Genomic DNA, 14,419 nt, shown 5'->3' with positions numbered 1-14,419 from the left:
GCCCGGCCCGGGTGAGTCGATTCCGCTTCACGACCCGCGGCGAACACCTGTTCGCCGCGGGTCGTGTCGTATCGCGGGCGATACCCGCCGCGCGGCGGCGCGGAGACGGGTTCGCGGAGGTGGGGTGCCTTACTCTGGGTATGTCCTGGATTCAGACCACGCACTCCCCGATTGGACGTCCCCGTATCGCCCGATCGGCTCCCGCCGTCATTATCCGTGGCCGAGCCGATCACCCCTGAGAGGTGGTTGGAGCATGGCCGACGATTTCCCGACCCCGCAGTTCTCCGGCGGTGTGCCGGTCAGTACGCCGTTGTGGCGGGTGGTGGCAGGGATGCGGGCGGTTCTTCCGGTCGGCTGGCGGGTCGATGTGGTCGTGCACGGCGATCCGGCGCACGGCGGCACGCCTGTTCTCCGGGCTTTGCCGGCCACCGATTAGTTTGCTACACGAATTTCCGCGCGCGCCGAGATCGGCTGCGGTAGGTATTCTTTCGTCTGCCCGGCGTTTCTGCGGGACGGAAATCGGGCGCTGTGGCAAACTTTCGGATCCTGCGGGTGTTGCGCTGTGCGCGAGGAGAACTCGCGAATTCCGTCATGGGAAATGGCCGTCTGTGAGGGATCGCCGCAGGTAGCCGAAGCCCCGAAATCCGACCTCTCGGTTCGTATTTCATCGAACGCACTATTGCGTTTTGTTGCTGGAAGGCGCATGCTGTTAGCCAGATATCAGCTCGCTCCATTCATCGAACCGAATACCCGCGATTGGGAGAGGCGTTCATGGCGGTGCAAGTGATCGGCCGGGCGTTGATGACCAGCGACCAGACCGACCATCAAGCGAAAAGCGTTGGTAGCGGCGGCTGGGTCGTCTCCTTCTTACCGGGACGTACCTTGACCACGGAGCAGGCGATGGCGGCCATGCAGGCCGCCGAGGCCGTGGCCGTGGTCGGTGGGCTGGCCGATCTCGTGGGGCTGACCACCCTCGAAACCGTCGGCCTGGCCATTCAGGAATCACCGTGGACCAGAGCCGAACCGATGGTGCGCAGCGGCTGGCGCGGCCGGATCGGCCGGAGCCGGGCACAGGTGGCGCTGTAGTCCTCAGCCGGGTTTGCTCGCCACCACCACGAGATTGCTGACCAGTAGCTCACGGATGCCGGGTACCCGCACCAGCCACCAGGCCCAGCGCGGGTGGTACCGGGGGAACAGCGCGAAGACGTGCGCTGGGGTGCGCTGCGACCAGCGCACCCCGTCGGCCGCCCGGACCGCGAACAGCGAGGTGCCGAACCGGTTCTTCGGCTCCTTACCGTGCCGGCGCCGATACCGGCGGGCGGCGTACTCGCCGCCGAGATAGTGCCAGGGGCCGGTCTCGTGACCGCCGAAGGGCCCGAGCCACACCGTGTAGGACAACACGATCATGCCGCCGGGCCGGGTGACCCGCACCATTTCGTCGGCCATCCGCCACGGATCCGGTACGTGCTCGGCGACATTGGACGAAAAGCAGATGTCGACCGCGTCGTCCCGGAACGGGAGTGCCATCCCGGAGCCGCGGACCGCGGCCGGGACCGCGATACCGGCGGCGTGCATCTCCGAGGGGTCGGGTTCCACCGGGATATAGCGGGCCCCGGCGCGGGCGAACTCGTCGGCGAAGTACCCGGGGCCGCCGCCGACGTCGAGGACGGTGGCGCCGGCGAGATCGTGGCCGGTGAGATCGGCGTAGAAATCGGCGAGCAGCCGGGCGCTGTCGGTGGCGATACCGCCGTAGAAGCGCGCGGGATCGGTCTGCTCGAAACGGAAACTGTGCAGCAGGCGCAGCGACCGGCGCACCGAGGCGTGGCGCGCGAACCGGAAGCGCTTCGGCGCCGCCGGCCGGGCCGGGGAACCGCCGGAAGCGGACCGGAGCGCGGTATCGGCGTCGGCGCCCGTTTCGGGCGATATCCGTTCCACAGCTGATTCCTCGGCGTCGAGCACGGTGCCGAGTCTCGCACATTGTGAGAAATGACAGATTTCGCAGCCGGGAAACCCCGCCGCCCGGTCTTCGATACCGAATGGACACGCAGGTGGGCGACTTGCCGGACACGCTCGAGCGTTAAGGTGTACCGCGATGCCCATGTCCCGTGCGCGGGACCCGAGCCCACCGGAGAACCCCCACGTGCGCGAAGTACTTCTGCTCTGCTGGCGTGATACCGGTCATCCACAGGGCGGCGGTAGCGAGCGGTACCTGGAACAGGTCGGCGCGCAACTCGCCGCCCGCGGGGTGAAGGTGACGCTGCGGACCGCCCGCTATCGGGGCGCGCCGAAGCGGGAGCGGATCGACGGTATCGAGATCAGCCGGGGCGGCGGCCGGTTCTCGGTGTATCCGCGCGCCCTGGCCGCGATAGCGCTGGGTCGACTGGGTGTCGGACCGCTGCGCGATATCCGCCCCGAGGCCGTGATCGATACCCAGAACGGGATCCCGTTCTTCGCCCGCCTGGTATCGGGTGTGCCCTCGGTGGTGCTGGTCCATCACGGGCACCGGGAGCAGTGGCCGGTGGCCGGCCGGTTGGTGGGCCGGATCGGGTGGTGGATCGAATCGGTCCTCTCACCCCGGGTGCACCGCGCCGACCAGTACCTCACCGTCTCGTTGCCCTCGGCCGAGGAGCTGGCGACGCTCGGGGTCGACCGGTCGCGGATCGCGGTGGTCCGCAACGGGGCGGAAGCGGTCCCCGCACAGGTGCCCACCGGGACGGCCGCGGTGCGGTCGCCGGAACCCCGGGTGGTGGTGTTGTCGCGGCTCGTACCGCACAAGCAGATCGAGGACGCGCTCACCGCTGTCGCCCGCTTGCGGTCGCGGATTCCCGACGTGCGGTTGGACGTGATCGGTGGCGGCTGGTGGGCGGACAGACTGCGGGATGAGGCCGCGGCCCTCGGTATCGCCGAGGCGGTGACCTTCCACGGCCACGTCGCCGAGGACCGGAAACACGAGCTGCTCTCCCGGGCCTGGGTGCACGTCCTGCCCTCGCGCAAGGAGGGCTGGGGCCTGGCGGTCATCGAGGCCGCCCAGCACGGCGTGCCGACCGTCGGCTACCGCTCGTCGCGTGGTCTCACCGATTCCATCGTCGACGGTGTGACCGGGGTGCTGGCCGACGACGTCGATCAGCTGGCCGCCACGGTCGGCGAACTGCTGGACGACGCGGCCGCCCGCACGATCATGGGCGAGAAGGCCCGGGCCCGGGCGCGCGAGTTCTCCTGGGAGCACACCGCCTCGGGTGTGCACCGAGTACTGGCGGCCGCCGCGGCGGGGCAGCGCGTCAGTGGACTGATCTCACCGGGGGAGGACGTGGCTGCCGAGACGCGCTCCGGGCTCCCGGCCGGCGCCTGAGGGTACGCCGCTCCCGGCGCCCGGCCCACGACCACGACGGGTACGACACCGCCGGTCCGTCGGCCGCGATTCTTCCGGTCCGCCACATTCCGGCCGTGCCACTCCACGCTTCGGCACTCGCGCGGTGGCCCGGCCGGCGCTAGGGCACCGGTGACCCGACCTCAGCGCTCGACCCGGCGTACCACGACGCCGGAGGCCCGGACGGCGAGCGGTGCCACCAGCAGCAGCGCCCACAGGATGTGCGCGGCCACCACCGGCGATCGGTGCTCGGGCGCGGGCCGCGGCCGGACCTCCGGGACCCGGTACAGGGCCAGGTCGCCGGTGTTGTGGACCGGTGCCAACTGCGCCAAAGTCGCCGCGGAGTTCCCGAGCGGGCCGGGGGTGTCCCGTTCGACCAGGACCCAGCCGACGCCGAGCTGTGCCAGTCCGTCCGCCGGCCCGCCGTCGAGCAACAGGTTCTCCACGGTCTGCGCCCGGGCGCCCTCGCCGGTCACCGTCGCGCCCTGGACGGGCAACGCGCCGGTCTGCAGCACATCGCGGGGCAGCAGACGGGGCGCCGGATCCAGGACCGGGGCCGATCCGGTGTAGGGGAAACGGCGGAACATCCCGCCCGGCAGCACCGCGATATCGCCGGGGCCGTCGACGCGTTCGGCGATCTCGTGCCAGGAGTCCGGGTACTCGATCGCCCGCACCTGTCCGCCGACGCCCCAGCCGAGGTCGAGCAGCGGCAGGGTCAGCACTCCGATGAACAGTGCGGCCAGGGCCGGCGACCAGCGGGCCGGATCACGGTGGTCCGCGGCGGGGTCCGGATGCTCCTCGGCCCGGGCGTCCGCGGCGCCGCCGGTGCGCGGGCGGGTGACGCCGCGACAGGCGGCAGCCGCGCAGAGCGCATAGCCGGGAGCGGCCAGCGCCACGAACTTCTGGGTGTCGCGCAGCAGTCCCGCGCCGGGTATCTCGACGACCATCCATTCCATCACGGTGAGCCCCACCGGGGTGGCCGCCAGCGCCGGGACCAGTACGGCAGCGCCGGCCAGGGCCAGCAGGATCCGGCGGGTGCGGGTGCGGCCGGGGTCCGCGTCGGCCGCCGCCACCCGCCGGAACCCGAGCAGTACCACCCCGAGCAGCAGGATCGTCGCGACGGCGGCCAGCGCGGTGGTCCGCGATACCGGCACCGCCTCGGCGTTCCAGATACCGCCCAGTCCCGCCAGGCTGCCCACCGTGGCGAGCCAGGGTTCCGCGCGGGCGGCGAAGGCGGTGACACCCGCCGGGTCGGAGGGCTCGGCCGCGACCCCCGAGACCGCGGTGGCCACCAGCCACGGAGCGCAGGCCAGGGCCGCGAGCGCGATCACCCCGGGTGCGCGTCGCCATCCGGCCACGGTCGTGGCGACCACCGCGGCGAGCAGCGCGCCGGTGGGGGTCAGGCCCGCGGCCGCGAGGCAACCGGCCAGGACCGACCAGTCCCGGAAACGATCGAACCGGCTCCGGCCGGCGCCGTTACGCAGTCGTAGTGCCGCCAGGGCCGTCCAGGGCAGCGCGGCGTAGCCGGTGAGCAGGCTCCAATGCCCCTGCAGGAGCCGCTCGGCGATATAGGGGTTCCAGACGACGAGGGTGCTCGCCACCAGTTGCGCGGCGAGAGGGGCGCCGAGCAACTCGCGGACGAGCACCGCGGCGCCGTACCCGGCGGCCCAGAGCGCGGCCACCAGGACGACCTTCACCAACAGCCCACCGTCGATCAGCGGGGACAGCGCGGCCAGCAGGGCGTCCTGGGGCACGGCCCGCGGCGCCGCGTCGCCCAGACCCAGCGCGGCGTCGGTGGGATAGGAGCGCGGCGTGCTCACGGCATCGCGGAGCAGCAGGTATCCGGGCCGCAACAGGGGCGCGGTGATCAGCAGGGTGAGCGACAGGCTGTACCCGGCCGGGAGCAGACGCGTCCACCGGCCTGTTCGTTGCGCACTCACAGCCGGTCACCCTACGTTCGCCGGTCGCGGCGGGGCGGACCGGTACGGACACCGGGCCGGGTGGGACACTTGCGCACGTGCAGTCCGTTCGCCGTCTCCCCGCCGTGGCGGACATGACCCTGGTGACCGCGGGGGCGATGACCGCGAATATCGCGAGCTATCTACTGCAATTGCTGGCCGGGCGCTGGCTGGGCGTGGCCGGGTACAGCGAGTTCGCCAGCCTGCTCGCCGTGCAGCTGCTGTGCGCGGTACCCGCGCTGGCCCTGCAGAACGTGGTGGCGCGCGAGCTCGTGCACGGCGCCGATCTCGCCGCGCTGCGGGCGCTGCGCCGGCGGTGCGCGCTGCTGGTGGCGGTGGCGGTCGTGGTGCTGGTACCGGTGGTGAGTGCCCTGCTCGACGTCGGTATCGCGGCCTCGGCGGCGGCACTGGGATCGGCGCCGGCGCTGGTGGTGCTGGCCGGGGATCAAGGGGTGCTGCAGGGATCGCGCCGGTTCCGTGGGCTGGCGGTGGTGTTGGGCGTCACCGGTATCGCCAAGGTGCTGCCGACGCTGGTGGTGCTCGCCTGTGGCGGTGGCGCGACCCCGGCGCTGTGGGCGGCTGCCGGCGGGATCGCCGCCGCCGCGGTATACGCTCGGGTGGTGGCGGGTAGCGGCCGGCCGGTGGTTCCGGGTCGCGAACCGGTGGACGGTCCCGCCCCGGTGCCTGTCGAGACCTCCGGGGTGGCGGGCGGGTTCGCCGGAGTGTTCGCGGTCCTGCAGGCCGCGCAGGTGCAGGCGGCCCTGATGGCGCTGTCCTCCGCCGATCTCATCGTGGTCCGCATGGTGCTGGACGAACCCGATGCCAGCCGTTACGCGCTGGGCACGATCGCCACCAAGGTCGCGTTCTGGTTACCGCAGGCGGTCGGGGTGGTGCTGTATCCGCGGATGGCGCAACCGGCCTCGTCGGGGTCCGCCGTCCGGTCGGCGCTCGCCGTGCTCTCCGGCATCGGGGTGGTCGCGGTCCTGGCCGCGGCGCTGGCCGCCCCGCTGGCACCGGTTTTCGCGGGCCGGGATTACGCGCCGATCGAGGGCCTGCTGTGGTTGTTCGCGCTGCACGGGGCGATTCTGGCGGTACTCCAGGGGGCGTTGCTGTCGGCCATCGCGGTGCAGCGGACGGCGCTGGCGGGGATCGCGTGGGCGGGTCTGGCTGTCGAGGTGGTGCTCGTGCTCACGCTGGCGAGCAGCGTCACCGGACTGATCGCCACGGTCGCGTCCGTGGCCGCTGTGACCACGACCCTGGTCGCGGTACTGGTCATCCGGACGGCGGCCCGTCGCCGGATTCCGGCTCGCGCCTGATCCGGGGCAGCGCCGCGAGGCCGACCGCGACCACCGCGACCAGGGCCGGGAACTGCACCCACAGCGAATCACCCATATAGCCGCCGGGCATTCGCCACGGTCCGGTGGACAGTGCCGCGGCCGAGACCGCCGTGCCCGCTCCGGCGACGGCGGCGAGGGCCCGGCGCGGCAGCCGGGGCGCGAAGCGTACGGCCGCCAGACCGGCGACGGTCAGCACCGTACCGGTCACTCCGGCGATCAGCGTCGTGGCGGCGATCAGCGCGAGCGCGGCGGGTATCCGCGGCGCCCACACCCGCGGCGCCGGCGCCACCGGATCGGTGCGGGGCCCGCGCGGGACCGCGAGGGCGATGAGCGGGATCAGCAGCAGAAGGCCGAGGAACAGCGCGAGCCGGTACCAGGTGTCGATGGAAAAGGAGACGGTGACCGGCCCGGTGGCGTCGGCCGGCACCAACCAGCCCTGCTGCCGGCCGTCGACCACGATCGGCCGCAGTTCGCGTCCGTCGGCGGTCTCGGCCGACCAGCCGGTATTGGTACTCAGCGGCAGGGTCAGCAGGCGGGTGCCGGAGCTCGGGGCGGCGGCCGCCGGTTGGGTGTTCACCAGACGCAACCGGTCGACGAAGAACAGTTCCGTCGGCGCGACCAGTACATCGACCTCGCCCGTGGGCAGCGAAACCGGTTGCACGACACCGGGTGCGGTGGCCGGGAACGCGGCCGCGTCCTGCGGTGCGTCGGGGCACACCTGAGCGGGAACCGGGTCGCCGGCGCGCAGTTCGCCCACGGTGGCCGTGACGCTGGTGTGGACCAGTCGGCCGCCGACCGCGATGGTGGGGCCGGCCTCGCATCCGACGGTCACCGGCCGGTCCGCCGGCGCGGGCGGCGGGTACTGGGGGCCCAGCACACCGATTTCGGCGAGCCCGGGCGGCTGGGCCTGGTGGTAGCCGAGCGCCGTCCGGTCCAGCACGGTTTCCCAGCTGCGGATGCTCAACTCGATCCGGTCGGTGACCGTGGGATGCAGGTCGATCCGCGAGACCTCGTCGGGTTCCTCGAGTTCCCGGACCTGTGGGCCGTCGCCGAGGTTCACCGTGACCGAGGTGGGCGCGGCGGGCAGGCCGCCCAGCGACGGCGTCAGTTCCAGGCCGGTCACCAGGGCCGGCTCCGGAAGTTCGATCGTGAGGGCGGGTTTGGGGCCGAGCGTATCGCGGACCGTGTCCTCCGGCGCGGTCCAGCTGGTGCGGGGGTCGCCGTCGGTGGCGGCGAACGCGGAACCGCGCAGATCACCCACATCGGAGGCGCCGCGTGCCACCGGGCGCGCCGGATCGGTCGACAGCGCCTCCAGCGCGGGGCCCTGCCGCGGGCGGACCATGAGTCGCGGCTCGACGGTGGCCGGCGCCGGCACCGAGAGTGTCCGGCCGAACGGGCCCAGTTCTTCGGGCGCCAGGGCCAGGCCCTTACCGCAGCGGACCCGGTCGGGGCTGTCGAAACACGCGCTGCGCCCGGGGAATTCCTGGCCAAGGTCCCACCCGGTGACCGTGGCGCCCGCAGGCGGCGGCGGGAGGACGGCCCGATGCCGGATCTCGACCGGGACCCCGGCGTTGCGCACGGTGTAGTCCTCCAGCGCCAGTTCGCTGATCCCGAACTGGCCGCCGGTGCTGCCGCGTTCGGTGCGGATGGCGGTGATCTTCACCCATTCGGTGGAACCCACCGGCAGCGCGACCGAAACCGGTTCGCCCGGTTCGCTGATCCGGGCCGAGACGCTGCCGTTGTTCGTGCGCACCTCCACCCATTTCACCGGATCGCCGATGGCGGCGGGGGTGGTGGTGAACCGCAGCAGGCCGGAGGTGAACGGTTTGTCGAGGTCGAGCCGGATCCATTGGCCCAGGGCGTATTCGCCCGCGTTGCTGATCCAGGCTGTGGCCGGATCGCCGTCCACTGCGGCGGCGGTCGAGTTGCCGGGGGCGGCGCCGCCGATCTGTGTCGCGTCGGCCGCCGAACTCGACGCGGTGACGGTGGCCCCGGTCCAGCCGCCCTGTACCAGTTCGGCGCCGGGGACGTCGTAGTCGGGGACCAGGTTGTGAGTGCGGCGCGCGTCGCCGGGGGCGCGGAGCGCGGAGTTGTGGTTGTCGACCCGGCCGAAATCGGTTTCCCGGTTCATCGGGGTGTCGGTCACCGTCACCGCGCCCACCGGCAGGCCCGCGGCCGCGGCGTCGGCGGCCAGCAGGGTGGGTTCGTGCGAGGTCGCGGGGTCGCGGTGCAGTCTCTCCAGCACCTCCGGCCCGCCCTGGACCACCGGAACCGAATCGAGCGGCACGGTGTAGGCGCCGGGGAACTGCTCGGGCGCCCCGGTGCCGCCGCGCACCTCGGCGGGTGTGCCGGGGGCCGGCGCGTCGACCCGATAGATCTCCACGGCGGGATAGTCGGGCCGCAGGTCCGCGTCGACAACGAAATCGTCACGGCCGGAATCGTTTTCCACCGGCTTACCGAATTCGGCGACCTTGTGCAGTCCCGGCGACCTCTCCACCGCGTTGTGCGCCAGCAGTGGGCGGGTAGAGCGGGAGGTGTCCGGATCGAGGTCGTTGCGCAGCACCAGCACCCCGATGCCCTGCCCGCGCAGTGCGGCGGCCAGACCGTCGGAGGGCCGGCCGTCGGCGATCAGCCGCTGTATCGAATCCATCGCGCGGATGGTGCCGGGCGGATTCAGCGGGACCGCGTCCCGCACCGCCCACGGGGTCTGCGCCAGCGCCTGGAGGGGTTCGTCCCGGGTCAGCCCCCACACCTGACTGCCGAAGGGGGCGCCGGGGACCACCAGCGCCCGGGTGTCGGCGGCGTTCGCCCGCAACCAGTCCGCGGTCTGCTGCCAGTAGGCCGGGACCGCGTCGTAGGCGCCGCGCGGCGCGAGCTTCCCGGTCCAGGCCAGGGAGCTGGACAGCGCGAGCGCCGCGAGAACCAGCATGGCGACCGCGACCCGGCGGTCGCGGTGCGGGTTGGTGAACGCCGCCCGCCACACCTCCGGCCCGGCCGAGGCCGGCAGCGGGACCCGGGCCAGCAGTTGGGCGATGCCCAGCACCAGTGGCAGCCGGATGAGTGGTTCGAGCTTGTGCACATTGCGCAGCGGCGCGCCGCCGGAGTCGAGGAAGATCCGGATGGGTTCGGCGAACGGGCCACCCAGCTGTCCCACATAACCCGCGCAGATACCGGTCAGCCCGGCGCACAGGATCAGCACCAGCCGTCCGCGGGCCGGCATGGATCGCAGCGCCAGCCCCGCCATCCCGGCCGCGGCGATGAGTCCGGTGGCCAGTACCGCGGCGGGCTGGGTGACCAGGACCGCGCCCGCGATCCGTTCCGGGGAGACGAACGGTGTCCAGCTGTCGGTGCCGCGCAACACCTCACCCAGTGATGCCCACTGAGTGGTGACCCCGGACGATTCGATGTAGTCGAGGAACGGTGGGCTCACCCGGCCGAGCAGCAGCAGCGGCACCGCCCACCAGGCCACTGCCAGGACGAGGAGCGGCACCCAGGCAAGCGTGAACCGCCACCAGGCGCGGTTGGGCCGGAAACTCGCCCACCACAGCAGCGCGGGCAGGAAGGCGGCCACGGTGGCGACCGCGTTCACCGCTCCCATCAGCGCCAGCGCCAGCGCACTGCCCGCGGGGGACCGCACCCCACCGCGCCGATGCCTGCGGTAGGCGGTGCCCAGCGCGGCGGGCGCGAGCAGCACCCACGGCGCCAGCATCATGGGCAGGGTTTCCGAGGAGATCGAGCCGACGGTGGTCAGGACCCGGGGTGACAGGGCGTAGGCGGCGGCCGCGACGACCCGGGACGCCCGGCTGCCGATCCCGAGCGTCTCGCAGAGTTTGACCACGCCCCAGAAACCCGCGAGCAGCAGCAGCGCCCACCAGATCCGCTGGGTCGCCCAGGCGGGCAGGTGCAGCACATCGCCGAGCGCGAAGAACGCGCCGTGCGGGAAGAAATAACCGTAGGCCTGGTTCTGGACCTGGCCCATCGGCGCCTGGCTGCTCCACAGATGGGCGGCACGGGCGAGGAAACCGAGCGGATTCTCGGCGAGATCGTATTTGGTGTCGGCGACGGTGAGGCCGGGTGCCTGCAGAAAGGTCAACAGGAACGCGGCGAACGCGGTACCGAGGAACCAGCGATGGCCCAGTTCATCGGTGGGCACCGGGTCGGGGGTGGAGCGGCGGGCCGCGTCGGCAGGTTCGACGGGGTCGGACTGGACGGGCACCGTGGGTCAGATGTTCGCCGTCCCCGCCGACAGGCTCCGGCGGGGACGGGAGGAGATCGGGCCGGGTCTCAGCGCTTGCCGTATTCGACGCTGTTCAGCAGCGAGCTGTCCGCGTTACCGCTGCGGTCGACTTCCGGCCGGCTGTCCTGCTGCAGCGCGGCGGTGATGGCGAAGACCGCGATGGCGCCCAGCAGGGCGCCGCCGACCGCACTCGCAACACCGGGGACAGCAAACTTCATCGCAGCACTCCAAACTCCGAAGCAGGCAGATATCTGGGCCAACCTAGCAGGACCGGCCGGGTCCGGGTAGGACCGTCCAGCGTTTCACCATAACGGTTGTCTCCGGCCGCGCCCGATTGCGGTCCGTGCCGGCCCGATCCGCGACTCATTCGTTGTCGGGTGGTACGGCGCAGTCGAGGGCGCCGAGCAGGGTGCGCAGTTTGGCGGTGGTCTCGGCCAGTTCGGCGGTGGGTTCGGAGGCCGCGACGATGCCGCCGCCGGCGTGGGCGCGCAGTTCGCGGCCGCCCGGGGCCAGTTCCGCGCTGCGGATGGCGACCACCCAGGTCCCGTCGCCGTCGGCGGTGCACCAGCCGACGGCGCCGCCGTAGAACCCGCGGTCCTCTTCGTGGCCGGTGAGGTACTCGAGCGCGTCAGCGGTGGGTGTACCGCAGACCGCCGGGGTCGGGTGCAGTAGCAGAGCCAGTTCGAGCGCGCTGGGCGCCGGCGCGCGCAGCACGCCGTGGATCGGTGTGCCCAGATGCCACACATCGTGGGTGGCGACCAGTTGCGGCCGCTCCGGTACCGACAGGCCGATACACAGCGGGGACAGTCGTTCGGTGATCCAGTCCACCACGAAGGCATGTTCGGCGTGGTTCTTCGCGCTCGCCGTGAGCAGATCGGCCTGCGCGGAATCGGCCACCCGGTGCGGGAGCCGGGGCAGAGTCCCGGCCAGCGGGTACAACTCGATGGCCGTACCGCGCCGGTGGACCAGCAATTCCGGGCTGGCGCCGATCAGCGTCGCGCCGGGACGCCCGGCGGGGCCGAGATCGACCTCGAAGACATTCGCCCGCGGGTTCCGGGTCAGCAGGTACGCGGCGAGTATCTCCGGATCCAGCACGGCCGCCGCTTCGGCGAGTACCGAGCGGGCCACCACCACTTTGCGCAGGCGGGGAGCGGGCTCGTTCAGCAGTTCGACCAGGCGCGCGACCCGCGCACGGTGTTCGGCCGGGCTCGGTGTCTGCTCCACCACCTCTACCTGCGGAAGTTCCGGGAGGGCGGCCGGGCGCCACGGACCCGCGGTGTGCAGTAGTTCGCCCGGCTCGACCAGCGCGGCCGGGTGGCGTGGATCGAACGGCAGCGCCCCGGCGACCGCCGCGGCGGTGCCCTCGCGCAGGGCGGCCGCCGCCTGCCACGGGTCGCGATACACCGCGCGCACGCCGGTGCCACGCACCACGCCGTCGGGTCGTGCCAGCAGGAACCCGCTCATGGTTCGACCGTAGTCACGCCCGCGCCGCGCCTATGTCGCGGCGTGGCCGTCGCGCCCGGCTTTCCGCGCCCCGGCCGGTTGTACCGGGGGGACCAGGAAAACCGGGCGGTGGCAGTGTTTGAGCACGGCGTCGGCCACGCTGCTGTGCACCAACGCGCGCAGTCCGGTCGCGCCGCGGGTGCCCGCGACGATGATGTCGACATCGAGTTCGTCGGCGACCTGCACGACCGCCTGCCACGCGCTGGCGGCGTACTCCTGGGTGCGGGCCTCGGCATTGAGTCCGGCGAGTTCGGCCAGGTGCACGCCCTCGGCGTTGATCTCACGCGCGCTGGTGTAGGCGATGTCCTCGAGTTCCTCGTCGGGCACCCATTCCGGTTGCACCATTCCGGAGATCCCGGAGATCCGCGCGGCCTGGCGCACCATCGGCTCCCAGGCGGTCAGGTCCGCGGCGAGGAAGCGTCCGGCGTATTCGATCGCGCGTTTGGCGTGTTCGGAACCGTCGTAGGCGATGAGCATCAGATCGCAGGGCATACCGCACCTCCGGGACTGCCGACCGGTGTTACCAGATTACCTCTGTCCGGAGGCCGATCCGAAGTGTCGCGGTTGTGGCGCGCGGGCTACCGTCGAACGATGCGGAAGATACCGTTGGTCCTGCTCGCGGTGCTCGCCGCGCTCCTCACCGGCTGTTCCGGCACCGAGAGCGCCAGCTCCGGTCCCGGTACCACCGCGAATCCGGGCGCCGGTACGAGCTCCGGGCCCGCGGTCGGTGACGCGGCCGGCCCCACCACCACGACCGGCGGCGATTGCGCCGCCGGGTACCTGGCTCAGTTCAGTACGCGGGAGAAGCTCGCGCAGCTGCTCACCGTGGGGGTGACAGGTACCGACGACGCGCTCGCCGTGGTGCGCGACCATCAGGTCGGCGGGATCTTCGTCGGCAGCTGGACCGATCAGTCGATGCTCACCGACGGCGGGCTCGCGCAGGTGACGGCCGCGGCGAAGACGCCGCTCATGGTGACCACCGACGAGGAGGGCGGCCGGGTGTCGCGCCTCGGGAACCTCATCGGGACCGCGCCCTCGGCCCGGACCACCGCACAGACCATGACGCCCGACGAGTTCTACACCGCGACCCTGGACCGGGCGCGGGCCATGCAGGACCTGGGGATCACGGTGGATTTCGCCCCCGATATCGATGTGAGCTCGCAGCCCGACGATTCGGTGATCGGTGATCGCTCCTTCTCCGACGATCCGGCCGTGGTCACCGAATACGCCGACGCCTATATCCGGGCCATGCACGAGGTCGGGCTCGGGACGGTGCTCAAGCATTTCCCGGGCCACGGTGCCAGTACCGGCGACTCTCATCTCGGCGCCGTGCAGGTGCCGCCGCTGTCGGAACTGAGCGACAGCGATCTGGTGCCGTTCCGTGAGCTGATCGATACGGGTTCGGCGGTGATGGTCGGCCACCTCGACGTTCCCGGCCTGACCACCCCGGGCGTGCCGGCCAGTATCAGTCCGGAGGTGATGAAACTGCTGCGCGAGGGTTCCGGATACGGTGCGGCGCCGTTCGACGGCGTGATCTTCACCGACGACCTCAGCGGTATGGCCGCGATCACCGAACGGCTGTCCATCGAGCAGGCGGTGGAGGCCGCGCTCGTGGCGGGCGTGGACAATGCGCTCTGGATCAGTACCGATGCCGTGGGTCAGGTGCTCGATCAGCTGGAGCAGGCCGTGGCGGCCGGCCGGTTGCCGATGGAGCGGGTGGACGCCTCGGTGCTGCGGATGGCCGACTACAAGCGGGTCCCGCGCAGCTGCTGACGGTCCGGCCCGGGCACGGGTCCGGGACCGGGATGACGGGTCGGGGGTGCACGGCCGCCTACGGGAAGAACACCGGCGCGCGGGTATCGCGGCCGGTGGTTCCGGTCCTGGGGAACTTACTTTGGAGTAATATAATGGGCTCACTGCGGTAGGAGTTTCAATGATCGTGTCAAGCCGCCACGCTGATCGGGGTTGGTGCCTCGATGGTGAAGGTGCGGTTGTCACGAACGAGCGCCCAGATGAC

General features: G+C 71.9%; 11 protein-coding genes. 5 read left to right on the top strand and 6 right to left on the bottom strand.

The window, feature by feature from the left end; genetic code table 11:
- Positions 1-253 precede the first annotated feature (253 nt).
- Positions 254-436, top strand: coding sequence for a hypothetical protein (locus ABZV91_RS27265; RefSeq protein ID WP_355247463.1), 183 nt, complete (start codon positions 254-256; stop codon positions 434-436).
- A 335-nt stretch (positions 437-771) separates the two neighbouring features.
- Complete coding sequence (locus ABZV91_RS27260) at positions 772-1,086, top strand: hypothetical protein (RefSeq protein ID WP_355247460.1); 315 nt, start codon at positions 772-774, stop codon at positions 1,084-1,086.
- Between the two features lie 3 nt (positions 1,087-1,089).
- Here ABZV91_RS27260 and ABZV91_RS27255 read toward each other — a convergent pair whose 3' ends face one another.
- Positions 1,090-1,815, bottom strand: a complete 726-nt coding sequence (locus ABZV91_RS27255) for a methyltransferase domain-containing protein (protein ID WP_355247495.1) — start codon at positions 1,813-1,815, stop codon at positions 1,090-1,092.
- 325 nt (positions 1,816-2,140) lie between these two features.
- Here ABZV91_RS27255 and ABZV91_RS27250 point away from each other — a divergent pair, with 325 nt between their 5' ends.
- On the top strand, positions 2,141-3,349 hold the full coding sequence (locus ABZV91_RS27250) for a glycosyltransferase family 4 protein (RefSeq protein ID WP_355247492.1): 1,209 nt from the start codon (positions 2,141-2,143) through the stop codon (positions 3,347-3,349).
- Positions 3,350-3,510: 161 nt separating this feature from the next.
- Here the strand turns inward: ABZV91_RS27250 and ABZV91_RS27245 are convergent, their stop codons facing one another.
- Positions 3,511-5,307 carry a hypothetical protein gene (locus tag ABZV91_RS27245; RefSeq protein WP_355247457.1) on the bottom strand — a complete coding sequence of 599 codons (1,797 nt, stop codon included), beginning with the start codon at positions 5,305-5,307 and terminating at the stop codon, positions 3,511-3,513.
- Positions 5,308-5,444: 137 nt separating this feature from the next.
- Here ABZV91_RS27245 and ABZV91_RS27240 point away from each other — a divergent pair, with 137 nt between their 5' ends.
- Positions 5,445-6,641 (top strand): polysaccharide biosynthesis protein, encoded by a 1,197-nt coding sequence (locus ABZV91_RS27240; protein ID WP_355247489.1) that lies wholly within the window; start codon positions 5,445-5,447, stop codon positions 6,639-6,641.
- Here the strand turns inward: ABZV91_RS27240 and ABZV91_RS27235 are convergent.
- The 4 genes from ABZV91_RS27235 to ABZV91_RS27220 form a co-directional block, all read right to left on the bottom strand.
- Positions 6,598-10,878: an alpha-(1->3)-arabinofuranosyltransferase gene (locus ABZV91_RS27235; protein WP_355247454.1), complete on the bottom strand. Its 4,281-nt coding sequence runs from the start codon at positions 10,876-10,878 to the stop codon at positions 6,598-6,600. The genes ABZV91_RS27240 and ABZV91_RS27235 overlap by 44 nt on opposite strands.
- Before the next feature lie 68 nt (positions 10,879-10,946).
- Positions 10,947-11,117, bottom strand: coding sequence for a DUF2613 domain-containing protein (locus tag ABZV91_RS27230; RefSeq protein ID WP_081877246.1), 171 nt, complete (start codon positions 11,115-11,117; stop codon positions 10,947-10,949).
- A gap of 145 nt (positions 11,118-11,262) precedes the next feature.
- A complete protein-coding gene (locus ABZV91_RS27225; protein WP_355247451.1) occupies positions 11,263-12,363 on the bottom strand; it encodes a chorismate-binding protein in 1,101 nt (366 codons plus the stop codon).
- Positions 12,364-12,393: 30 nt separating this feature from the next.
- A complete protein-coding gene (locus tag ABZV91_RS27220) occupies positions 12,394-12,894 on the bottom strand; it encodes a universal stress protein (protein WP_355247448.1) in 501 nt (166 codons plus the stop codon).
- 99 nt (positions 12,895-12,993) lie between these two features.
- Here ABZV91_RS27220 and ABZV91_RS27215 point away from each other — a divergent pair, with 99 nt between their 5' ends.
- Entirely contained in the window at positions 12,994-14,175 is a 1,182-nt protein-coding gene (locus ABZV91_RS27215) for a glycoside hydrolase family 3 N-terminal domain-containing protein (RefSeq protein WP_355247445.1), read from the top strand.
- Positions 14,176-14,419 lie beyond the last annotated feature (244 nt).

It is taken from the genome of Nocardia sp. NPDC004568 (assembly GCF_040609955.1).
In the GTDB taxonomy this organism is placed as follows: Bacteria; Actinomycetota; Actinomycetes; order Mycobacteriales; family Mycobacteriaceae; genus Nocardia.
This window is presented reverse-complemented; position numbering and strand designations above follow the sequence as displayed.

Excerpts from the sequence above, each read along its gene's own strand:
- ABZV91_RS27265 (WP_355247463.1), top strand. The coding sequence starts at position 254 with ATGGCCGACGATTTCCCGACCCCGCAGTTCTCCGGCGGTGTGCCGGTC.
- ABZV91_RS27240 (WP_355247489.1), top strand. The coding sequence starts at position 5,445 with ATGACCGCGAATATCGCGAGCTATCTACTGCAATTGCTGGCCGGGCGC.
- ABZV91_RS27260 (WP_355247460.1), top strand. The coding sequence starts at position 772 with ATGGCGGTGCAAGTGATCGGCCGGGCGTTGATGACCAGCGACCAGACC.
- ABZV91_RS27220 (WP_355247448.1), bottom strand. The coding sequence starts at position 12,894 with ATGCCCTGCGATCTGATGCTCATCGCCTACGACGGTTCCGAACACGCC.
- ABZV91_RS27215 (WP_355247445.1), top strand. The coding sequence starts at position 12,994 with ATGCGGAAGATACCGTTGGTCCTGCTCGCGGTGCTCGCCGCGCTCCTC.
- ABZV91_RS27230 (WP_081877246.1), bottom strand. The coding sequence starts at position 11,117 with ATGAAGTTTGCTGTCCCCGGTGTTGCGAGTGCGGTCGGCGGCGCCCTG.
- ABZV91_RS27225 (WP_355247451.1), bottom strand. The coding sequence starts at position 12,363 with ATGAGCGGGTTCCTGCTGGCACGACCCGACGGCGTGGTGCGTGGCACC.